This is a genomic window from Vibrio sp. 99-8-1, assembly GCF_013114595.1.
Taxonomy (GTDB): domain Bacteria; phylum Pseudomonadota; class Gammaproteobacteria; order Enterobacterales; family Vibrionaceae; genus Vibrio.
The window spans coordinates 66888-89769 of the sequence record NZ_VTXE01000009.1 but is presented as its reverse complement, the minus strand read 5'-3'; the positions used below and the strand labels follow the sequence as shown (position 1 = coordinate 89769).

At 40.9% G+C, this 22882-nt stretch carries 24 protein-coding genes; 8 read left to right on the top strand and 16 right to left on the bottom strand.

Going from position 1 to position 22882, the window contains the following annotated elements; all coding sequences use genetic code 11:
• Positions 1-4 precede the first annotated feature (4 nt).
• From F0227_RS06655 to F0227_RS06625, 7 genes are all read right to left on the bottom strand, one after another.
• Positions 5-1477, bottom strand: a complete 1473-nt coding sequence (locus F0227_RS06655; RefSeq protein ID WP_171752412.1) for an RNA polymerase factor sigma-54 — start codon at positions 1475-1477, stop codon at positions 5-7.
• Between the two features lie 67 nt (positions 1478-1544).
• A complete protein-coding gene (gene lptB / locus F0227_RS06650) occupies positions 1545-2270 on the bottom strand; it encodes an LPS export ABC transporter ATP-binding protein (protein WP_171752411.1) in 726 nt (241 codons plus the stop codon).
• Between the two features lies 1 nt (position 2271).
• Positions 2272-2772 carry a lipopolysaccharide transport periplasmic protein LptA gene (gene lptA, locus F0227_RS06645; protein WP_171752410.1) on the bottom strand — a complete coding sequence of 167 codons (501 nt, stop codon included), beginning with the start codon at positions 2770-2772 and terminating at the stop codon, positions 2272-2274.
• Positions 2753-3316 (bottom strand): LPS export ABC transporter periplasmic protein LptC, encoded by a 564-nt coding sequence (gene lptC / locus F0227_RS06640; protein ID WP_171752409.1) that lies wholly within the window; start codon positions 3314-3316, stop codon positions 2753-2755. The genes lptA and lptC overlap by 20 nt, the downstream gene beginning before the upstream one ends.
• A complete protein-coding gene (kdsC, locus tag F0227_RS06635; RefSeq protein WP_171752408.1) occupies positions 3313-3870 on the bottom strand; it encodes a 3-deoxy-manno-octulosonate-8-phosphatase KdsC in 558 nt (185 codons plus the stop codon). The genes lptC and kdsC overlap by 4 nt, the downstream gene beginning before the upstream one ends.
• Positions 3870-4838 carry an arabinose-5-phosphate isomerase KdsD gene (gene kdsD, locus F0227_RS06630; protein ID WP_171752407.1) on the bottom strand — a complete coding sequence of 323 codons (969 nt, stop codon included), beginning with the start codon at positions 4836-4838 and terminating at the stop codon, positions 3870-3872. Before kdsD ends, kdsC begins: the two co-directional genes overlap by 1 nt.
• A 19-nt stretch (positions 4839-4857) precedes the next feature.
• Positions 4858-5823 carry a calcium/sodium antiporter gene (locus F0227_RS06625; protein ID WP_171752406.1) on the bottom strand — a complete coding sequence of 322 codons (966 nt, stop codon included), beginning with the start codon at positions 5821-5823 and terminating at the stop codon, positions 4858-4860.
• Between the two features lie 299 nt (positions 5824-6122).
• On the opposite strand from F0227_RS06625, the gene mlaF reads away from it, so the two are divergent.
• From mlaF to F0227_RS06585, 8 genes are read left to right on the top strand one after another with little or no spacing between them, the layout of a single operon-like run.
• Entirely contained in the window at positions 6123-6926 is an 804-nt protein-coding gene (mlaF, locus tag F0227_RS06620; protein WP_171752405.1) for a phospholipid ABC transporter ATP-binding protein MlaF, read from the top strand.
• Complete coding sequence (gene mlaE, locus F0227_RS06615; RefSeq protein ID WP_171752404.1) at positions 6919-7710, top strand: lipid asymmetry maintenance ABC transporter permease subunit MlaE; 792 nt, start codon at positions 6919-6921, stop codon at positions 7708-7710. Before mlaF ends, mlaE begins: the two co-directional genes overlap by 8 nt.
• 2 nt (positions 7711-7712) lie before the next feature.
• Positions 7713-8192 (top strand): outer membrane lipid asymmetry maintenance protein MlaD, encoded by a 480-nt coding sequence (gene mlaD, locus F0227_RS06610; protein WP_171752403.1) that lies wholly within the window; start codon positions 7713-7715, stop codon positions 8190-8192.
• A 31-nt stretch (positions 8193-8223) separates the two neighbouring features.
• Positions 8224-8853, top strand: coding sequence for an ABC transporter substrate-binding protein (locus tag F0227_RS06605; RefSeq protein ID WP_253822058.1), 630 nt, complete (start codon positions 8224-8226; stop codon positions 8851-8853).
• Entirely contained in the window at positions 8853-9158 is a 306-nt protein-coding gene (locus tag F0227_RS06600; RefSeq protein WP_171752401.1) for a lipid asymmetry maintenance protein MlaB, read from the top strand. The genes F0227_RS06605 and F0227_RS06600 overlap by 1 nt, the downstream gene beginning before the upstream one ends.
• Positions 9159-9170: 12 nt before the next feature.
• The gene (gene ibaG / locus F0227_RS06595; protein ID WP_171752400.1) at positions 9171-9425 is read left to right on the top strand and encodes a BolA family iron metabolism protein IbaG; all 255 of its coding nucleotides are present in this window, start codon (positions 9171-9173) and stop codon (positions 9423-9425) included.
• Positions 9426-9433: 8 nt separating this feature from the next.
• Positions 9434-10699: a UDP-N-acetylglucosamine 1-carboxyvinyltransferase gene (murA, locus tag F0227_RS06590; RefSeq protein WP_171752399.1), complete on the top strand. Its 1266-nt coding sequence runs from the start codon at positions 9434-9436 to the stop codon at positions 10697-10699.
• Positions 10699-11436 carry a 1-acylglycerol-3-phosphate O-acyltransferase gene (locus tag F0227_RS06585; protein WP_171752398.1) on the top strand — a complete coding sequence of 246 codons (738 nt, stop codon included), beginning with the start codon at positions 10699-10701 and terminating at the stop codon, positions 11434-11436. Before murA ends, F0227_RS06585 begins: the two co-directional genes overlap by 1 nt.
• A 90-nt stretch (positions 11437-11526) precedes the next feature.
• Here F0227_RS06585 and F0227_RS06580 read toward each other — a convergent pair whose 3' ends face one another.
• The 9 genes from F0227_RS06580 to F0227_RS06540 form a co-directional block, all read right to left on the bottom strand.
• Positions 11527-11925, bottom strand: coding sequence for a RidA family protein (locus F0227_RS06580; protein ID WP_171752397.1), 399 nt, complete (start codon positions 11923-11925; stop codon positions 11527-11529).
• A gap of 139 nt (positions 11926-12064) precedes the next feature.
• A complete protein-coding gene (locus F0227_RS06575; RefSeq protein WP_171752396.1) occupies positions 12065-12556 on the bottom strand; it encodes an arginine repressor in 492 nt (163 codons plus the stop codon).
• Between the two features lie 581 nt (positions 12557-13137).
• Positions 13138-13602 carry an aspartate carbamoyltransferase regulatory subunit gene (gene pyrI / locus F0227_RS06570; RefSeq protein ID WP_171752395.1) on the bottom strand — a complete coding sequence of 155 codons (465 nt, stop codon included), beginning with the start codon at positions 13600-13602 and terminating at the stop codon, positions 13138-13140.
• 15 nt (positions 13603-13617) lie between these two features.
• A complete protein-coding gene (gene pyrB, locus F0227_RS06565) occupies positions 13618-14547 on the bottom strand; it encodes an aspartate carbamoyltransferase (protein WP_171752394.1) in 930 nt (309 codons plus the stop codon).
• 414 nt (positions 14548-14961) lie between these two features.
• A complete protein-coding gene (locus tag F0227_RS06560) occupies positions 14962-15972 on the bottom strand; it encodes an ornithine carbamoyltransferase (protein ID WP_171752393.1) in 1011 nt (336 codons plus the stop codon).
• 118 nt (positions 15973-16090) lie between these two features.
• A complete protein-coding gene (arcC, locus tag F0227_RS06555) occupies positions 16091-17002 on the bottom strand; it encodes a carbamate kinase (RefSeq protein ID WP_171752392.1) in 912 nt (303 codons plus the stop codon).
• A 79-nt stretch (positions 17003-17081) separates the two neighbouring features.
• Positions 17082-18302: an arginine deiminase gene (arcA, locus tag F0227_RS06550; RefSeq protein ID WP_171752391.1), complete on the bottom strand. Its 1221-nt coding sequence runs from the start codon at positions 18300-18302 to the stop codon at positions 17082-17084.
• Between the two features lie 914 nt (positions 18303-19216).
• Positions 19217-20662 (bottom strand): YfcC family protein, encoded by a 1446-nt coding sequence (locus F0227_RS06545; protein WP_171752390.1) that lies wholly within the window; start codon positions 20660-20662, stop codon positions 19217-19219.
• A 725-nt stretch (positions 20663-21387) separates the two neighbouring features.
• A complete protein-coding gene (locus F0227_RS06540; RefSeq protein ID WP_171752389.1) occupies positions 21388-22794 on the bottom strand; it encodes a YfcC family protein in 1407 nt (468 codons plus the stop codon).
• Positions 22795-22882 lie beyond the last annotated feature (88 nt).

Genomic DNA, 22882 nt, shown 5'->3' with positions numbered 1-22882 from the left:
TGACCTAGAGTAGTCGTTTACGCTGACTAGATGGGGCTATCCCCAGAGATTCACGGTACTTAGCGATGGTTCGTCGAGCGACCTGAATCCCTTGGTCAGCTAACAGTGCAGCAATCTTACTATCACTCAATGGTTTGCCCGTGTTTTCTGCGGCAACCAGTTTTTTGATTAATGCTCGAATTGCTGTAGATGAACATTCTCCACCATTGTCGGTACTAACATGGCTAGAGAAGAAGTACTTAAGCTCAAAAATACCGCGTGGTGTGTGCATGAATTTTTGAGTTGTTACGCGAGATATGGTGGACTCATGCATATCGACAGCGAGAGCAATGTCATTGAGTACCATGGGTTTCATGGCTTCTTCACCATATTCAAAGAAATTTTGTTGATGCTCAACAATACAACGAGCCACCTTTAATAAGGTTTCATTTCTGCTTTCTAAGCTTTTTATTAGCCATTTAGCTTCTTGTAAATTACTACGAATGAACTGGCTATCGGCACTGTTGCCTTTACCTAATGTGGCATATTGTTGATTGACCTTGAGTCGGGGTACGCTATCTGGGTTGATAGAAACGGTCCATTTGCCTCGGTCTTTAAACACAGATACATCTGGAATGACATATTCTGTTTCATCTGGAGTGATAGAGTTGCCGGGACGAGGATCCAGTTGTTGAATGAGCTGCATTACTTCACGCAGCTCCGCCTCTTTCAACTTACTCTCTTTACTAATCAACTTGTAATCACGGTTACCGAGTTGATCAATGTGATTTTCTAGAATCAATTTTGCTTGTTCTAACCACGGCGTTTCTTGAGGGAAGGTCGCTAACTGAAGTAATAAACACTCTTGTAAGTTTCGAGAAGCAACCCCAAGCGGATCGAACTGCTGTATGCGTTTTAATACCGCCTCGACCTCATCAAGCTCTACATCTTCGTTATCAACACTTTCTAAAATCTCTTCTGTTGATACGGTTAAGTAGCCATAGTTATCTACCGCATCAATGATAGCTGTTGCTATGGCGTTATCAGTGTCTGTAAAGGGGGTAAGATCCAGTTGCCAGTGCAGGTAGTCTTGTAGACTTTGGGTGGTTTCACCTTGGTAGACAGGCATGTCGTCATCAATGGCAATACCTGTATTGCCAGTATTTGCGCTGTATACATCGTCCCATGAGGCATCAATTTCTAGATCATCTGAGATCTCAGATTTCTCGATAATATCTGAGCTGTCAGGTGCTTCAGGTTCTGCGGCCGTTTCATTGGCTACGTCAGTTGCGCTCTCTTCTTTTTGTTTGTTCTCTTCTGATGAGTTGCTGTTCTCTTCCTGACCTTCATCGACGTCGAGTAGAGGATTGGACTCTAGCGCTTCTTGAATCTCTTGTTGTAGATCCAATGTTGATAGTTGCAACAAACGTATGGCTTGTTGTAACTGTGGCGTCATTGCTAACTGTTGGCCTAGCTTTAGTTGTAATGAAGGTTTCATCCAGTAATTGCTGCCTTGTTTTTATTATCGCTCAACAAACGTAATCCTTTTTCCATCCATATATTAATCATAGACGGAATTGCTCTCCGAGATAAACCTGTTTTACCTGTTCATTGTTTAGAACTTGATCTGGGCTCCCTTCTGCAATCAAATGACCTTGACTTACAATGTAAGCTCGTTCACATACATCCAATGTTTCACGAACATTGTGATCGGTGATTAAAACACCTAGACCTCGATCCCTTAGATGTTCGATAATTTTTTTAATATCGATAACAGAAATAGGGTCAACACCGGCAAAAGGTTCATCTAACAAGATAAATTCAGGGTTTGCAGCCAACGCTCGTGCTATTTCAACTCGACGGCGCTCCCCACCAGACAGAGACATACCCGTACTTTTTCGGATATGCTGAATGTTAAATTCGTCTAGCAAGTCTTCGACTTTGTCTTGTCTCTCTTCGCGGCTCAGCTCTTTTCGAGTCTGCAATACCGCCATAATGTTATCTTCAACTGAGAGTTTTCGGAAAATAGACGCTTCTTGGGGCAAATAGCCGATGCCTAATCGAGAGCGGCTATGCATTGGTAGAATACTGATATCTTGATCATCGATCATAATTCGGCCTTCGTCACGAGCGACTAAACCAACAATCATATAAAACGATGTGGTTTTTCCTGCCCCGTTAGGCCCGAGTAATCCAACAATCTGTCCTGACTCCACGGTAATGCTAACGTCGGTGACGACTTTTTTATTCTTATAGCTTTTCGCTAAATGTTCCGCTTTTAATATGGCCATATTACTGTTTAGGTGCTTGTGCTGCAGGTTGAAGAACGGTTTTTACTCGTTCATTTTTGCCACCATCAGCGGTTAGCTTTTGGGAAGAAATCTTATAGGTGATTTTTTGCCCGCGGATTGTACTTTCATCTTGAGATAGAGTGGCTTCAGAAATCATGGTTAACTGATCCGTCGCGACTTTATAGTAGAGCTCTTTGGCTTCCCCTTGAAGGGTTTTTCCTTCGTCAGTTAACTGCGAAAAGGTCGCTGGCTCACCATAAGCTTCTATCTCTTTTAAGGTGTCATCTTTTTGATTGCGGATAACAATGAGTTTATCGGCATTAATATTGATGCTACCTTGCTTTAGCTTTACATCCCCAGTGAAAGTCACTTTACTGCTTTTCATATCGAGGTTTTGCTTATCAGAATCAATATAGATCGGCTGTTCTGAGTCTGATGTCAACGCTAATGCATTGTATGTTGTGAATAGGCAAGCAATAAGGCTAAGGTGTAAGAGTTTCATATTTACCTTGTACTTTGTTATATAGGGTGGCGATATTCTCGGCAAAATTGCCTTTCATCGCATTCCCTTTGGTTTTAAATGTTGGGCCAGTTAATAATACTGGTGTGTCGGCCCAAAAGTTACGAGTATCTAATTGAATAAATAATTTTTCTGCCGTCATAGTATCAAAACTAGCGTCAGGTAATAAATTTTTGGCGACAACATTACTGTATAAGGTGAGAACTTGATCTTTATCTAGTACTCCTCGCTCTGCTGTTACCTGCCACTCTTCTAACTCACCTTCACGATATATAAATAAAACGGGAAATTCAAAAATAGTATCGCCACTCTTGGCGTAGTGGTCGAGATATCTAGAGGTGACTCGATAACTTCTGATGCCACTTTCAGCATAATTTGTATTATCCACATTTTGTCCACTTAAAGCAGGCAACTCCAGATCTGGCGTTACCTGAATCGTGGTCACTTTGTTTGTACCATAAAGATAGAACGTCGCGTAAGCGGCGATCATAATCAATAGAGTATAGATAATACGAGGCAAACTCATATACTTAAGCCTTTGTGCTCATCAAGTTCATCTCTTGCTTGTAAAATAAGGTCACATACTTCACGCACTGCACCGTATCCTCCTTTAATAGAAGTCACATAATTAGCTCGCTTGGCTAATAATGGGTGTCCATCCGCGACGCATATTTTAAGTGCAACCTTATCCATTACTGGCCAATCGATAAGATCGTCACCAATATAAGCAATGTTTTTAGGTGCGATATTAAGCTTAGCGCAAATATCATTATAGGCTTCTAATTTATCATTTTGCCCTTGATAAATAAGAGTTATGCCTAAGGCGGTCATGCGGTTTTCAACGATTTGTGATTGGCGGCCAGTAATTATGGCGATCTCAATTCCTGCACTCATTAGAGATTTAACACCATGGCCATCGCGGGTGTGAAACGTTTTTAGCTCTTCACCGTTATTGCCCATGTAGACGAGACCATCTGAAAAAACACCGTCAACGTCGCAAATTAATAATTTAATCTCTTTTGCTATATCAACAATCTCTTTTGAGACGGTTCCATAGAGGGTTTGAACCAGCTCTGACATTACATGACTCCCGCTTTCAGCAGATCATGCATATTGAGTGCGCCAACTAATTTACCTTCTTCACAAAGTAGTAAGCTGGTGATTCTCTTCTCTTGCATCATATTAACGCCGTCGACGGCAAGCATGTTGGGTGTCGCTGATGTTGGATTGTGTGTCATGACTTCGCCTATCTGCGCCGTATGGATATCAATTTGCTTATCCAATAAACGACGTAAATCGCCATCAGTAAAAATACCCACAACCTGATCATCTTTGTTCACGACGGCGGTCATTCCTAGCCCTTTTTGAGATATCACTAATAGGGCATCTTTGACCAGTGCGTCTGGAAGCACTTTTGGTAACTCATCACCTGAGCGCATAATATCATTGAGTTTAAGCAGCAACTTGCGTCCTAACGCACCACCCGGATGAGATAAAGCAAAGTCTTCGGCTGTGAATCCTTTTGCTCGAAGTAAGGCGACCGCAAGGGCATCACCCATAACTAAGGTAGCTGTTGTGCTGGCGGTTGGAGCGAGCCCTAGTGGGCAGGCTTCTTCAGGAACAGTGATTTGCAGATGAATGTCAGCAAGCTTCGCCATAGTCGACGCGGGCTTACCCGTCATGCTTATGATGGTGATATTTAATCTTTTTAATACAGTAAATAGCGATAGAATTTCTGCAGATTCACCTGAGTTGGAAATGGCAATAACAATATCGCCTTGCTCAATCATACCTAGATCGCCATGTGAGGCTTCACCTGGGTGAACAAAAAAAGCAGATGTGCCGGTACTGGCCAGAGTCGCGGCGATTTTCTTGCCAATATGGCCTGACTTGCCCATTCCCATAACCACCACTTTTCCTTGGTTATGAAATATACGTTGGCATGCTTCACTAAAGTCATGATTAAAATATTGTCTTAACTGCTTTAGAGCATTAATTTCAATATCAAGCACTTCGTTTGCGGCTTGCTGATAGTCAAACTCAGACATTACTATTTATTCCTTGCTATTAAACAGTCAGATTTGAAAATAGGTAAACTTGATAACCAACAAAGCAGAAGAAAAATATGGTTCCTTCTATGCGGTTTATGCTGCGGGATTTTCCTAGCGCGAAAATAACCAGCAACAAAGAGACGGTAAGCATCACCCAAAAATCTCTACCCATGGCATGCTCACTAATTACTGAAGGGTTGAGAATGCCGGGAATCCCCATAACCGCTAAAATATTAAAGACGTTAGAGCCAATAATATTGCCCACGGCCATATCGTCTTCACCTTTTAGGACACCCGCTAATGACGCGGCAAGCTCTGGTAAGCTGGTTCCAATAGCGATGATGGTTAATCCAATAACCAGATCACTCATGCCAAAATACTTGGCGATGATCACAGCACTGTCTACCAGTTCATCAGCCGCTAACGGCAGTATAATTAAACCGATAACCACCCACATAAGGGCTTTGCTGTTACTCACCCCTTCAGGAACTTCAGATTCTTGTTCTTCTAAGAATGCATCGCCTTTATTTTTTTCTATGTGGCTGATTCTTAACATAGCCAAAATAAACGAGGCAAAGAGTACAAAAAGTAAAACCCCTTCGTAGAAGCCTAAATGACTATCCCAGAGAATGAGACCTGCTAATAGCGTGACCACAATCATTAATGGGAGTTCACGTCGAATAACAGCAGAGCTGATAGAAAGAGGCTTAACAATGGCGGTAATGCCAAGAATAAGGGCGATGTTAGCAATGTTCGAACCGAGGACATTGCCAATGGCTGTATCTGTTTTTCCCTCTAATGCTGCGGTAGCAGAAACCATCATCTCAGGCGCAGAAGAGCCCATAGCCAAAATAGTCATACCAATAACGAGAGGTGATATACCAACATTTCTTGCTAATGCAGCAGCCCCGAACACAAGCCGGTCAGCGCTCCAAACTAGAAATATTAAGCCAATGATGAGAGTCACTACGGCTACAAACATGATGATTCCTACAAAATTACACTATTAAACATGTGGCCGCTAATTCTACGTTCAGCGAAATAAAAAGAAAGTTTAACTTTGAAGAAAGTCTTAGAGATATGATCCCACCTTCTTATTAAGGAAAGTTAAAGGACACTCCCTTGCTCAATCTGTGAATTATACTCTTAGAAAGAGTACTAATTCTAGTCGAAATAAGGTTAGAATCTTAATCTTATGAATCTCTTTAAACTTTTGGCATAATATTATGTCTATCAGGTTTCATATATAGAACAAATAATTTAATTACTTAAAGTGGATTTATGTCGATTAAGGATTTAGTCACCGTTAATAACCTTACTTTTTCTCGTGGTAATCGAACAATATTCGATAACGTCAGTTTACGAGTACCAAAAGGCAAAGTGACGGCGATCATGGGGCCGTCAGGTATAGGGAAAACAACCATGCTGCGCCTTATTGGCGGGCAAATTTACCCTGAATCTGGTGATATATGGTTTGAAGGAGAGAATATTCCTACTTTAAATCGTTCGGCTCTGTATAAAGCCCGTAAAAAAATGAGCATGCTTTTTCAGTCGGGTGCTCTTTTCACTGATTTAACCGTTTTTGAGAACGTCGCTTTTCCTTTACGCGAACATACAGAACTGTCTGAAGAACTGATTACAACATTAGTTAAATTAAAATTGGAGGCGGTGGGGCTTCGTGGTGCGGCTCAATTGATGCCCAGTGAGCTTTCTGGCGGGATGGCAAGACGAGCGGCGTTGGCAAGAGCGATAGCGCTCGATCCTGAATTAATTATGTATGATGAGCCATTTGTTGGCCAAGACCCAATAACCATGGGGGTGTTGGTAGAGCTAATTGGTAATTTAAATCGTGCTTTGGGATTAACATCCATCGTGGTGTCACATGACGTTCCAGAAGTAATGAGTATTGCCGATCATGTCTACCTGCTTGCGGATGGCCGAGTCATTGCCTCGGGTTCACCTGATGAGTTAACTGCTAATGAGGATCCTATGGTGCAACAGTTCTTGCAAGGACATGCTGATGGTCCGGTACCATTCCGCTTTCCTGCCGTAAATATTGAAGAGGATATTTATAGCCATGATTGATTCTCTAGTAAGCTATCTTGAGGGATTAGGAAGCAAAGTATTATCAAGTTGTCGCTCATGGGGACGAGCCAGTTTTATGCTTTACGGTGCGTTAGTGTATAAACCTGCACCAATTAAAAATTTTCCCCTTCTTTTAAAGCAGCTTTATAGCATTGGTGTTCAATCTTTAGCGATTATTATTGTTTCAGGTCTGTTTATCGGTATGGTTTTGAGCCTGCAAGGCTTTGTTGTTCTTATTGATTATGGTGCAGAAGGCAGTCTAGGACAGATGGTGGCCCTATCTCTATTAAGAGAGTTAGGCCCAGTCGTCACCGCTTTACTTTTTGCAGGTCGAGCCGGCTCCGCTTTAACCGCTGAAATTGGTTTAATGAAAGCAACGGAGCAACTTTCTAGCTTAGAAATGATGGCTGTGGACCCTTTGCAGCGAGTTATCTCTCCAAGGTTATGGGCCGGTCTTATTTCTATGCCTCTACTGGCGATGATTTTTATGATTGTTGGCATTTGGGGAGCAGAGTTAGTGGGCGTTGACTGGAAAGGTATAGACCATGGAAGCTTTTGGTCTGCTATGCAGTCATCTGTTCAATTAGGGCGAGATATAGGCAACAGCCTTATCAAATGTGTGATTTTTGCAATAACAGTTACTTGGATTGCACTATTTAACGGCTATGATGCTATTCCAACTTCTGAAGGGATCAGTAAAGCCACCACACGTACAGTAGTACATTCTTCTTTAGCAGTATTGGCGCTTGATTTTGTGCTTACTGCTTTGATGTTCGGGAACTAAACATGCAACAAACACGAAAATTAGAGCTATGGGTTGGGACTTTTGTGGCGGCTGGAGTTATTGCCATACTATTGATGATATTTAAAGTTGCCAATGTGACGGGTATGGGCTCAGGTGCCACTTATAATTTAAATGCTTATTTTGACAATATAGGCAGCTTAAAAGTACGCTCTCCAGTAAAAATTGGTGGTGTAGTTGTTGGGCGAGTGAGTGATATTTCGTTGGATAAAGAGAATTACACGCCTTTTGTGACATTAGCAATAGAAAAACAGTATGGTTATTTTCCTGATACATCTAGCGCGACTATTCTAACTTCAGGGCTTATTGGTGAGCAATACATAGGTTTTGTTCCTGGCTTTGTTGATGAAGATATCGATATGCTAGAAGATGGGGATATTATTGAAGATACAAAATCGGCACTGGTACTGGAAGATTTGATTGGCCAGATGTTGTATAAAGTGAACGATTCAGGAGAGGAGTAACGAGATGAACTGGTTACGTAAATCGATAAGCATGATGGGGTTGATTGCCCTTACTTTATCATCCGCGTCTTTTGCACAAGAAGTAGATAAAACTAAACCTTATGAGATGATAGAAGTTGTTGCAGATAACTTATTTAGCCGTTTAAAAGCGGAGAAGGTTCAAATAGAAGAGAACCCAGATCAATTAAAAGTCGTGGTTGCAGAAGAGCTAATGCCTTATGTCAATCACCGTTATGCCGCATTGAAATTGTTAGGGTCACATTTAAAAAGCAAAGATACTAAGAAAGAAGACGTGAACGCATTTATTGATGCCTTTCACGATTACTTAATTGCTTCTTATGCGCAAGTTCTAACGCTTTACGTTGATCAATCTGTAGAGTTTGAAAACAAGAAAGAAATTGATGCTAAAAAACGTATTATCGGCATTAATGTTGATGTGATTGATCCTCCAAAACCAAATATCAATATTGAGTTTAAGCTGAGAAAGAATAAGAAAACCAATGAATGGCTCGCCTACGATATGATTGCTGAAGGGATTAGCTTACTTTCTAGCAAGCAGTCAGAGTGGAATGGGCAGATTCGTAACGAAGGTATTCCATATGTTGCTAAAGAGCTTTCTCGTCTTTCTCGACAACCTATTCGTATTGAAGGACGTCAGTAATGGCATCGGTAAAATGGTGGATAGAAGAATCTAACCTTTTTATTGATGGTGAGTTAACAAGAGAAACCGTTCCTCTACTTTGGCAAGAGATGCAGCAGTGGCAACCTGAAATAAATTCGGTTGAACTCTCTCTTAAAGAGGCAAAAAGAGTGGATTCTGCAGGAATGGTATTGTTAATTCACTTAATTCAACATGCAAAAATTTCAAACTGTCATATAATGCTCAGCTTCGTGCCTGATCAACTGAAGATGTTGTTTCAGCTAAGCAACATAGAAAGCATGATGGTTGATCATATACAAAATTAGGCAGGCTTAATTGTGGAAAGTGTAGAAGTAAAAGAAATACTAGTTAACGCATTGGAACTACAAGAGATTATTGTTAAAGGTGAAGGCAGTCAGTTTGAAGTGATTGCTGTTGATCCTTGTTTTGCTGAATTGAACCGAGTGAAAAAACAACAATTAATTTACGCTCCTCTGATGGAATACATTCAGAGAAATGATATTCATGCCGTCTCAATCAAAGCGTTTACTCCAGAAGAGTGGGCTCGCGATAAAAAACTGATGTCGCTATAAGGTTTTTAATGGAAAAGTTTAGAGTAAAAGGTTCTAGCACTCCACTGACAGGTGAAGTGACCATTGGCGGTGCAAAAAATGCAGCACTGCCTATTTTATTTGCCGCAATATTAGCGGAAGAACCTGTAGAAGTTTCGAATGTACCCAAATTAAAAGATATTGATACAACCATGGAGTTGTTGAAGCGTTTGGGGGCAAAAGTTGAGCGCAATGGTTCGGTCCATGTAGACAGCAGTGAAATCTCAGAGCTATGTGCCCCCTATGATTTAGTTAAAACCATGAGAGCATCAATATGGGCTTTAGGGCCTTTAGTTGCTCGATTTGGTAAAGGGCAAGTGTCACTGCCTGGTGGTTGTGCTATTGGTGCTAGACCTGTGGATTTGCATATTCATGGTTTAGAGCAGCTTGGTGCCACAATCACGCTTGATGAAGGGTATGTAAAAGCAGAAGTTGATGGACGTCTGAAAGGCGCTCATATTGTTATGGATAAAGTCAGTGTTGGCGCAACCATTACCATTATGTGTGCTGCAACGCTTGCGGAAGGCAAGACAGTACTGGATAACGCAGCTCGCGAACCTGAAATTGAAGATACTGCAAATTTTTTAAACACTCTTGGTGCCAAAATTACAGGAGCTGGAACAGACACGATTACTATTGAAGGTGTTGAACGCCTTAGTGGTGGTAAGCATACTGTGGTTGCTGATCGTATCGAAACCGGAACGTTCTTGGTTGCCGCAGCAGTATCTGGCGGTAAAATTACCTGTAAGAATACGCAATCACATCTTCTAGAAGCGGTACTGGCGAAATTAGAAGAGGCTGGGGCACTTATTGAGCTAGGCGATGATTGGATTAGCTTAGACATGACAGGTAGAGAGCTAAAAGCGGTCACGGTTCGTACTGCTCCTCATCCAGGTTTTCCTACCGACATGCAAGCGCAATTTACCTTGCTGAATATGATGTCTAAAGGTGGAGGCTTAATTACCGAAACCATCTTTGAAAATCGCTTTATGCATGTGCCTGAGCTACAGCGCATGGGCGCTAAAGCAGAAGTTGAAGGCAACAGTGTTATTTGTGGTGATGTTGATAGCTTAAGCGCTGCGCAAGTGATGGCAACAGACTTACGTGCGTCGGCGAGCCTTGTTATTGCGGGTTGTATAGCAAAAGGTGAGACGATTGTTGACCGTATTTACCATATTGACCGTGGCTATGAAAAAATCGAAGACAAGTTATCTCAGCTTGGTGCAAATATAGAACGATTTAGAGAGTCGGATTGATGATAGCGTTTTTACGATTAGTCGCGTTGGCAATATTTGCAGTTGTTATGTTTATTTTCGGTTGTGGTTATAGCCTATTAACACCAAGAAACCCTAAATTGGTGTTTATCATTGGCCGTCAGTTTAGCCGTATGGCCAAGATATTTGGTTTTACTCTAGAGTTACGATTTCCTGACGATGTCTATGATAGAGGGCAGCATCTCTATATTGCTAACCATCAGAATACTTGGGATCTCTTCACAATCTCTGCGGCAGTAACACCAAAAGTTGTAACTGTTGGCAAAAAAAGTCTGGTTTGGATTCCGTTATTTGGCCAGCTGTATTGGTTGACGGGAAACATATTAATAGACAGATTTAATCGTTCTAAAGCCAAAGGCACTATCGATCAAGTTGTTGATACAATGAAAGAAAGTGACGTTTCCGTTTGGATGTTTCCTGAAGGAACTCGCTCCCGTGGTCGTGGACTTTTGCCATTTAAAACGGGTGCATTCCATGCTGCAATCGGTGCAAATCTATCAATCATCCCAATAGTCTGCAGCACAACTCAGAACAAGTTGAGCTTAAATAGTTGGGACAATGGGCATGTTATAGTAGAGATGCTACCCCCAGTAAGTACCGAAGGGTATGAGAAAGGGGACGTAAGAAAACTTGCGGATCTCTGCCGAGAACAGATGAAGAACAAGCTAGAAGAACTAGACGCTGAAGTGGATGCACGTAAAGCTAAGAAAGCGAAATAACTTAATCGCAAACAAAAAAGCACTGAATGTTCAGTGCTTTTTTTATGTTTAAATGATCTCGAGTTGAGATTAATTAAGGTTAGTTAATACTTACATACCTTGTCTAACTGCAATCGCTTCGATTTCAATTTTTACATCTTTAGGTAAGCGAGCGACTTCAACACATGAGCGTGCGGGATAATTAGCGACCTGATGCTCATCAAAAAAAGCACCGTAAACCTCATTTACAGTGGCAAAATCATTAAGATCTTTAACAAACACCGTCATTTTTACGATGTCCTTTACTTGTAATCCTGCTGACTCTACCACGGCTTTTACATTATCTAGAGATTGTCGAGCTTGCTTAGCAACTTCTTCTGATACCACTTCTCCTGTTAACGGGATCACTGGGATTTGACCAGAAGTCATAATGATATTACCAAGGTCTACGCCTTGAACGTAAGGACCGATGGCAGCAGGAGCTTGCTCGGTATGGAGAACTTTTGTCATTATTTATCCTTATTTAATGATATGACCTGAGCTAAGTTTTTGCCTGATATGTCGTCAGGTTTATACAAATAAAAAGCCAAAAAATAGTAACTATCTTTTGGCTTTAGTGTGCATTTTTAGCAATTTGGGGTCAATAGCTTTACACAGGAACACCTAAACGCTGACGTACAATAGCTTCACACGCGTCTATGCGGTTAATATCTTTAGGTGCAACCATTACGGTGTCATTACCACCTACTGTTCCAAGTATTTCCTGATGTGGTTGCATATCAATAATTCTGGCAACTAGCTGGGCGCAACCAGGGTGAGTACGAACAACGACAAGCAATTGGTTGTGAGTAATAAATTCAATTTGAGACGAAATGGCAGAGTCAACTTGTACGCCTTCGTTTTCAATGGTTAAACAGTAGACTTTTTTACCGTAAGCGTTAGGAACTTTTGCAACACCTAAACGGGTTAATATTCTTGATACCGTCGATTGACTAACATCAATAAACCCCATTGCAATTAGCGCTTTTCTTAGGTCATCTTGGGTGGTAAAGCTACGTTGTTGCAACAAACGTTTGCAAGCCGCGGTGATATTTTCATCTTGTGAGATGTCGAGCGTGCTTGAGTTACTGAAATCATTCACAGTGAACTCCTTAAGTTCTTGAAGTAATAGAAACTCAATGTCCTTTTGTAACTTGTCCTATTTTAATCACAATTATCCAGTCGGAGCAGATCGTAATTAACGTATAAAAATGAATAATGAGAATATATCTATCTATTTGTTATATATTGCATTTAATTCAAAATATGCAGGCATCTTAGCAGTAACAAGACATTGATTATTTGACCTTTATCACCAAATAATAAACTGATAATTGCATAAAAATTGGTATAAAAATGCAATTCTTATGCAATAAAATAGCGACTTTACCCAGTAGGGAGGGGGTGATTATAGACTATTGATAGATGTTGCAATGGGTTAGCGTGAATATGCAAAACCATTGATACGGTTTGTTATGCTATTTTGGCGAGTTGAGGCATGAAAACGGATGTCAAAAAACCGCTAAATAGTAGCGGTTTTTTGTGTTGAGTTAATTAGCTAAGTCAGGTCAGTACGCCCTTGTCTGCGCTGGCTAACCGTGAAAGGAGATACTCATCCATCCATTGCCTTTGCTTGAATTAAACTCATTGATGCCACCTTTTACGTCTCTTTCGCATAGGATGCTAGCGACGCTCAGTCACAACTTCGCGTGAGAAGACTTTTTCACAGTATTTGCACTTTAGCTGTACATCTTCTTTTTTGGTGATGACATTAAAGCTGCTGTCTACCGGCTCTCCATGAGAGATGCAGTTTGAATTTGGACATTCAAATACCGCTTCAATTTTTTCTGGTAGTGTTAACGCCAGTTTCTTGGTTACTTCATAATTTTCAATCTGGTTCACCGTTGCTTTTGGCGCATAAAGAGCCAGTTGGCTGGCTTGTTCTTCGGTGATATAGACATTTTCTATCTTGATTAAGTCTTTTGCACCTAGAGCAGAAGAAGGCAAGTTTAGCCCTATCGTTATGCGCTGATTGCTTTTATGCATCTTAAACAGCTTAAGTACTTTGATGCCAATATTGGCAGGAATATGGTCGATAACTGAGCCGTTATTAATTGCTTCAACTTGCAGTTGTGTTTTATTCACCATGATGTCATTCCTCTCTTATAGTTCTTTGTTTAGTACTAGGGCCAATAGAGCTTCACGCGCGTATACGCCATTTTCAGCTTGTTGGAAGTAATAGGCGTGTTTAGTTTTATCTACATCAGTGGCAATTTCATCCACACGAGGAAGAGGGTGAAGGATTTTTAAATTATCTTTTGCGTCAGTAAGTTGCTCAGCAGCAAGAATAAAGGCTGACTTGATATGAGCATACTCTGATTCGTCGAAGCGCTCTTTTTGCACTCGAGTCATATAAAGCACATCCAATTCAGGAATGACGGATGACATGTCTTGGTGCAAGCTGTATGGGATTGACGCGTCATCCAACTCTTCACAGATATAGTCAGGCATTGCTAAGGCGTCCGGCGCGATGAAGAAGAAGCGGTTGTTGTCAAACTTTGCCAATGCTTGCGTTAGGGAGTGGACAGTTCTGCCGTACTTTAGGTCACCCACTAGAGCAATATTCAGGTTATCTAATCGTCCTTGTGTTTCATAAATGGAGAAGAGATCCAGTAAGGTTTGCGTTGGGTGCTGGTTAGCTCCGTCGCCGCCATTTATCACGGGAGCACCATTGGAGAACTCAGACGCTAATCTGGCGGCTCCTTCTTGTGGGTGGCGCATAACGAATGCATCCACATAAGATGAGATGACTTGCACTGAGTCTGCCAGCGTCTCTCCTTTCTTCGCTAGTGAGGTATTGCCACCATTATCAAAGCCTATAATAGTGCCACCTAAACGTTGCACTGCTGTTTCAAATGATAAACGTGTACGAGTTGATGGCTCAAAGAAACAACTTGCAACGACTTTGTTTTTAAGTAGTTCTGGATTAGGGTCAACTTTTAATTTCCCAGCAGTAGTAACAATAAGTTCTAGCTCTTCACGACTTAGCTCTGGTATTGAGATAATGTGCTTGTTAAACAGCGAAACTGTCATGGCTATCTTCCCTCTTCAATTGACGTACAGAAGTACGAATTCTGGACAAAAAAAAGCCCCCTAATTAAGGAGGCTTTTATAAAAATAGAAAAAATAGAAAATAAGTCGAATGCCGATATATTACGGCGGTGAATCAGTTTTTGTAAAACCAATAAGCTCATTTCTATCTCTCTCTAGACAAATTGCGAAGGATTATACGCTCTATTTTTGTGAGCGCAAGCGATTACGTTGGTTTTTTTTTGAAAAATAATTCTAAGGGTAAGAATGATGATTTTTATGCGTATAGTTTACTATGTGGGTGAGAGGTTTTCTGCTGCTGTTAAAAAATAAAAGCGCCAGCAATAATGCTGACGCTTTAACTGATTGACTAAAACTAATGCTTACAATACGAGTATGTGAGCACTGTTAGGGTAATTACTGACCTAACGTTGCAACCATAACAGCTTTGATTGTGTGCATACGGTTTTCAGCTTCGTCGAATACGATAGAGTGCTTAGACTCTACAACTTCATCCGTTACTTCAACACCGTCTTTAAGCATTGGGTATTCTTGAGCAAGTTCTTTACCTACAGTGGTGTCTTCACCGTGGAATGCAGGTAGGCAGTGCATGAATTTAACATGTGGGTTGCCTGTTGCTTTAAGCATGTCCATGTTTACTTGGTAAGGTAGCATCATGTTGATACGCTCTGCCCATGCTTCTTTTGCTTCACCCATTGATACCCAAACATCAGTGTATAGGTAGTCACAACCTGCAACGCCTTCTTTAACGTCTTCAGTTAGAGTGATTTTTGCACCAGTTTCTTCTGCAATAGCAAGACACTGTGCAACAAGCTCTTCTTCAGGCCAGAATGCTTTAGGAGCAACTAGACGAATGTCCATGCCCATTTTAGCTGCGCCAACCATTAGTGAGTTACCCATGTTGTTACGAGCATCACCTAGGTATGCGAACTTCATTTCGTGAAGTTGCTTGCCACGGCCGTGTTCCATCATAGTTAGGAAGTCAGCTAGGATTTGAGTTGGGTGGAACTCATCAGTTAGACCATTCCATACAGGAACACCAGCGTGTGCGCCTAGCTCTTCAACGATCTCTTGACCAAAACCACGGTACTCGATGCCGTCATACATACGGCCTAGAACGCGTGCAGTATCTTTCATTGACTCTTTGTGACCAATTTGAGAACCAGATGGGCCTAAATATGTCACTTTAGCGCCTTGGTCAAATGCAGCAACTTCGAATGCACAGCGAGTACGAGTTGATGATTTTTCAAAGATAAGTGCGATGTTTTTGCCAGTTAAACGAGGTTGCTCGTAACCGTTGTATTTTGCTTTTTTCAGTTCCGCAGAAAGATCCAACATGTGTTGAATTTCACGTGGAGTAAAGTCAAGTAGTTTAAGGAAGTTACGGTTACGTAGGTTGAAAGCCATGTTTGTATCCTCTAAATAAATTTGTTTTGCTTGGTTATCATTGCGTAATGTTGCGATGATAACCAGCCATGTTGTCTAATGTGTAACGTCAATGGAATAAAAGTGAATAACTATGCTTTTATTCTGCAATAATATTTGTTCCTGCTTCACCTTTCAAGATGCGTAGGCCATCTTGTAGTGAACCAATACCAACCAGCTTACCACCTTGGTTAACAAATTCGCATGATGCATCAATTTTTGGTCCCATAGAACCTGCATCAAATTCAAATTTAGCTAACTCTGCTGGTGTCGTTTTGCTTAGTGCATTTTGAGTTGGTTTGCCCCAATCAAGATAAACCGCATCTGCATCCGTTAGGATAAGTAGTGCATCAGCTTCTAGTTGCTTCGCTAAGAATGCAGCTGACATATCTTTATCGATTACCGCTTCAACACCAATTAATTTGCCTTTTTCAAGCTTAACTGGAATACCGCCCCCACCAGTACAGATAACTAGGTGATCACGTTCGATTAGTGCTGTGATTGCATCGTCTTCTACGATACCAGTCGGTAATGGACTCGGAACTACACGACGGAAGTGTTGACCGTCAGGCTTAATTGTCCACTGATATTTTTCTGCCATTTCGCGAGCTTCGGCTTCTTCATAGATAGGGCCGATAGGTTTCGTTGGGTCAGCAAATGCAGGATCTTTAGGATCGACAGTCATTTGCGTCAACATGCAGGTAACATCTTTTTGTGGAAGGATGTTTTTAAGTTCTTGCATTAGCATATAGCCAATCATACCTTGGGTTTCACTACCCAAAACATCCAGTGGGTATGGACTTACTTTTTTGTATTCCAGACCTTGCAGAGCGAGTAAACCAACTTGTGGGCCATTGCCGTGAACAAGTACAACATTATACTCTTCTGCAATTGCAGCGATGGTTTCGGCTGCTGTTGCAATATTTTTACGCTGCGTGTCTGCTTCTAGTGGCTCACCACGACGAAGAAGCGCATTTCCGCCAAGCGCAACAACTACAGTTTGCTTAGTCATAACTTTGTCTCTCTTGAATTCTTTGGTATGTCGCTGGCAATAGTGTTATTGCCAGCGGATTTTATTAAGCGGATTACGATTAGATTCCGTCACGCTCAATTGGGCAGCTCATGCAGCGAGCGCCACCACGACCACGGCCTAGTTCATCACCTGGGATAGGAAGAACAGTGATGCCAGCTTTGTCGTATTTTTCGTTAGTGTATACGTTACGCTCGTAACCAATAACCACACCTGGTTTAACAGTAAGAACGTTGTTCGCGTCGTTCCATTGCTCACGCTCAGCTTCAAAGCTATCACCACCAGTAGTGATTAGGTTTAGCTTGTCTACTCCTAGTGCTTTTTCAATCGCTGTAACGAAGTAACCTTCTTCTTTCACATTTACTGTGCCAGATTCGTCACCTGTTAAGCTCCAGCACTTAACGTCTTTACGGATAACTTCAGGATAGATAGAGAATGTATCTTCACGCATGTGAGTCATTACTGTATCTAAGTGCATGCAAGAACGGTGCTTAGGAAGTTCCATTGCAATAACTTGTTTCGCTTGACCGTGCTTAAATAGGCCAGCCGCTAGTTGTTCAACACCTTGTGGAGTTGTACGCTCAGACATACCGATAAGTACGCTATCGCGACCAATAACCAATACATCACCACCTTCGATTGTCGAGTAATCGTAGCTTCTCTCTTCGTCGCCAAAGTACTTGATAAAGTCTTGGCCAGCGAAGGTTGGGTGCCAGCGGTAGATAGCGCGAACATGGTTTGTTTCACGTTGACGAGCTTCTTTTGCCATTGGGTTAATTGAAACACCGCCGTATACCCAGCAAGATGTATCACGAGTAAATAGGTGGTTAGGTAGTGGTTTGATGATGAAATCGTTGTCAGCATGAATGCCACGCATCATTGAAGATGAAGGTAGAGGCATTTCAGCGTAACTTAGACCACCTAAAAGAATAGAAGCAAGCTCTGAGTTAGTTTGGTCATTTAGGAAACAACGTACGTCATTTGCAAAACGTGGACCGAAACGGTAATCAGATACTTGAGTTGATAGTAACCATTCCTTGGCTTCTGGTACTTCTAATGTCTCTGCAAGTAGATCGTGTAGAAGTAGAACCTCAACACCTTGATCTCGTAGAGTATTAGCAAAAACATCATGTTCTTTACCAGCTTGCTCTACCGCTAATACGTCATCAAATAAAAGATCGTGACAGTTTGACGGTGTTAGGTGCGTAAGTGCACGCTCTGGACGGTGAAGAAGAACGCGACGTAACTGACCTATTTCAGAGCCAACGTAGAAATTACTCATGATTCTATCTCTCTATATCAATGCTAATGTTAATTAGTCTTTCTAATCAATTTAACAGAGGAATTAAATGTATTTTAAAATTAATCTTCTGTTTCTCGTTGGAGTTAATATTACGACTTGGGGAATATTAAACTAAGACATAGATCACATAAGATTTAAACTTCTTAATCTAGAGAATAATTATAAAAGTGGGTTTTTTATTCTTATGTAATTTTATTGTTTCTGGAATTCGTATGTTAAAAAAAAGCATTTGTAGTCACGTAAGTCATTGATAATAAACTGTTGAATATATATTCGTGGAATAATATGCACTAATGGTTTTTTTGCTGTTACTGAATGAAATCAAAAATATGCACTTTATCTGTTTGACTATATGAATATTGATTAAATATGGACTTTAAAATGGAATTAAAACTTTACAATATGTGACTAGTATCATCTTTTCACCTCAGCCTGACATATTGGTTATTGTTTTGTTAAATACGTTAGATATGTTTTTAAAGTGAATGGATAATTAAATTTATAGTTAATTTTATTGCAATAATATTCAATGAATAATATCAGTGAATTAATTAATTATCTATTGGGTTAGCGATATATGATTAATATCTTAAGCATTATTCTCGTCTACATCAGTGATGCGATGTTTAAGCGTCATCGCTTTGTTACTAACGGAATAAAGTAAATATTGATAACGGTACAATGAATGACGCTTATTGCTTGAGCGAAGTGGTTGGCTTTGGCGGTTAGTACTGGCTGAAGGTGAATTGCTTGTAACAAGAACCGTCATTGAATGAAGTAAGATAGTGATTATTACAGGTTGATTAAAGATGAGTTTATTCATTTATGCAGAGAGTATTTTCTAGCGATAAAAAAACCGCCATTACGGCGGTTTTTCTTGTATCAAATGGCAATTAAAGGATTGCACCAATACTTAGCATACCCATGATTAGAACAGTTAGCATTCCAACTAGAGGCATTACCCATTTAACCCAGCGTACATATGGTACACGAGCGATGGCTAGACCACCCATTACAACAGCAGATGTTGGTGTCAATAGGTTAACAATACCAGATGCAGATTGGTAAGCAGTCACTACTAGGTCACGACCAACACCAGCGAAGTCAGCAAGTGGAGCCATGATAGGCATAGTCAATACCGCCAGACCAGATGAAGAAGGTACTAAGAAAGATAGTAAAATTTCTAACCAGTACATTACGTTGATGAACATGATAGAAGATAGGCCAGTTACAATATGCTCTGCAGAGTTCAAAATTGTATCTGTGATCATGCCGCGGTCCATAATAACTACGATACCACGAGCAATACCAATGATTAATGCAACGCCTAGTAGGTCTCTAGCACCATCAATAAAGCTAGTTACAAAATCTTCTTCGCTCATGCGAGCAACCAAGCCAATGATGATTGTTGCGCCAAGGAACATCGCAGAAATTTCTGCCATCCACCAGCCTGCAACAGCAACACCGTAGATCATGATACCGAATGCTGCACCAAATAGGCAAAGAATCAGTTTACGAGTACCTGTGAACTCTAAAGATTCACCCGCGTTTTCACCTAGGAAGTGAGCTTTGTTTTCTTCGTACTTATCAAAAACGATAGATTTAGTTTTGTCTGCGCGAACCATTTTTGCATAACGCATTACATAGCCAACACAAAGAACCCAACCGATAACCAGGATACCGATACGAAGAGCCATACCTGTAGTAAATGGAATACCTGCTGCATTCGCCGCAATTACAGTAGCAAATGGGTTGATTGTTGAACCAAGAGTACCAATACCAGCACCAAGAAGAACGGTTGCTGCCGCTACAACTGGGTCAAAACGAGCTGCCATCATAACTGGAACAAGTAGGGTATAGAATGGTAGTGATTCTTCAGCCATACCGTAAACAGTACCGCCGGCAGCAAATAGTGCCATCAATATTGGTATCATTAACTCTTCTCGCCCTTCTAAGCGATGAGTTACTCTTTCGATACCCGCATCAATTGCGCCTGTCTTAGTTACTAACCCTAAGAAGCCACCAATGATTAGGATAAATAGTGATACGTCAATTGCCGCTGCTTCATAAGAGTTATGGTCATAGAAACCATCAATAGGAGCAAGAAGAACGTCGATAACACCTTGTGGGTTACTATCAACAGCTTTATATGTGCCAGCAATCGGTACTTCACGACCAAGATCTTCGTTCATCGCACGGTCATACTGACCAGCTGGAACAATCCAAGTGAATAAAGCAACTATTGCGATTAGCGCAAATAGAATGGTGTAGGCTGAAGGAAATTTAAAATTGGCGAAAAAGCCTTTTTTTCCTTCGTTTTTTACGGTTTCAGTTGTCATGGTTATCTCCTTACACCCAAATCAATCATATATTTGGGGTGTGAAATAGCACGCTAAGTATTTCATTAGCGCAAAAGAGGACTCTAAGCAGGTGCTTAGAAAAAGGGTAAATTTGTAACGCTTGTCATTTATGATGAATTGAAAGTCTGTTTTATTTTCATAAACGCTTTGCACTCACTTGAGCAAATTAAAATAGTCATGAAATTTATCTCACTAATCGAAAAAGTATTTACTTTTTGCTCTAAGCTCGTAACCACAGTTTGGTTAATAACTTGATGGGTAGATATTAGGACTTAGTTGAATAGTGAACTTTGTGGTTCTTCACATTTTATGTGGTACAAAATATCTAAAAAAAATCTAAAGATAGTTGTTTGTGGGTAAGTCTTAATGAAATGTGGGTGAATATGTGTTTGTTACGTATTTGATCATTTGGAGATTATGCAGTTTTTTTACCAGTTCTTGCAAATTTCTTCATCAACAGGCCGTATTAACATGAAATCGAATAAAGTTTTATGCGGTAAGATTTACTGAGCTAACCATGTACTTGTCTGCTAGTTCTGAATAAAACGCAACTTTATGCAATTTATTTGATGGATAGTGAATAGAGAACTAAATGATGGATATTTGACTTGAATCAAACTCTTTCAAGTAGAAAAAACCACGACATCAGCATATTCGTGGTTTTTTAGTGTGATCTAGTGCGAGGTTACTGGCTTAATCCTCTATTAACTAGCGATTGTGCCAATACTTAGAAGGAGCATTATAACCACGGTTAATGTAATGAGTAGGGGGCCAATAAACTTTAACCAGGTTGAATAGCTGACTCGGCCGATGGCTAATCCACCCATGACAACACCTGAAGTTGGTGTGACCAAGTTGGGCAATCCAGAAGCTGACTGAAATGCCGTAACAACTAACTCTCTTCCTACTCCTGCAAAGTCTGCTAGTGGAGCTAAAATAGGCATAGATAGCACGGCTAAACCGGACGAAGAAGGAATCACTAAACACATCACGACTTCTATCCAGTAAATGGCATTAATAAAGAGAATCTGCGGGAGATCGGCTAGCAATCCTTCTGCATAATTTAGGATAGTGTGTGTGATATTACCGTTGTCCATTATGACCACTAAGCCACGAGCAATCGCAATAATAATGGCGACCCCAAGCAGATCTTTAGCTCCGTCAATAAAACTACGGGTTAACTCTTCTTCTGACAATTGACCAATAAGCCCCACAATAATACTCGATGCGATAAATAGGGCGGACAACTCTGCCATCCACCAGCCACCAACAGATACTCCCCAAATCATTAGTGCAAAAGAGAAGCCAAATATGGCTAAAATTAATTTTCGAACAGATGTCAGTTCAGGAGCGCTCTGTGCTTTGTTGTGCAAAAATATCCGTTCATTATCGAGCTTTTGATGGTACACAACTGAGCATGATGGATCTTGTTTAACTTTCTCTGCGTAGCGCATTACGTAGTAAACACAAATTATCCATCCAATAAGAAGTATCGCTATTCTTAGCCAAATACCTTCCATAAAGTTTACTTCGGCCGCGTTTGAGGCAATAACGGTAGCAAACGGGTTAATTGTTGAACCTAGACAACCAATTCCTGCTCCAATCATGATGATGGCGACAGCAACTATCGAGTCATACCCTGCGGCAATCATGACGGGAATAAGAAGGGCATAAAATGGGATCGTCTCTTCCGCCATACCGTAGACGGTGCCTCCTAACGCAAATAATCCCATCAAAATTGGAATCATCCATTTTTCTCTACCATGTAACTTGTTCATAGTTGCAGATATACCTGCATCTATTGCCCCGGTTCGGGTCACAACGGCCAAATAGCCACCGATAATTAAAACAAAAAGTGCAACGTCAATTGCTCTGGCTGCGTAACTCGAGGGGTCATAGAACCCTTGTATAGGTGCCATGATGATATCAATAACAGTTTGAGGGTTGGCTTCTACAGAGTGATAAGAACCCACAACAGGGACCATACGGCCTAAAGCTTGGTTCTCTTCCATCTGATATTGTCCGGCGGGAATTAACCATGTTAATGCTGCCATCAAAACGGTAAGTATCATTAAAATCGTATAAGCAGAAGGAAATTTTAGTTTTTTCATTGGATAATCCTAAGGTAATTTCGATATGAAATGCATTAGTTAGGGTCTGTTGGTCTTATAGCTGTTGCCTTGTATTAAGTGGCAACAG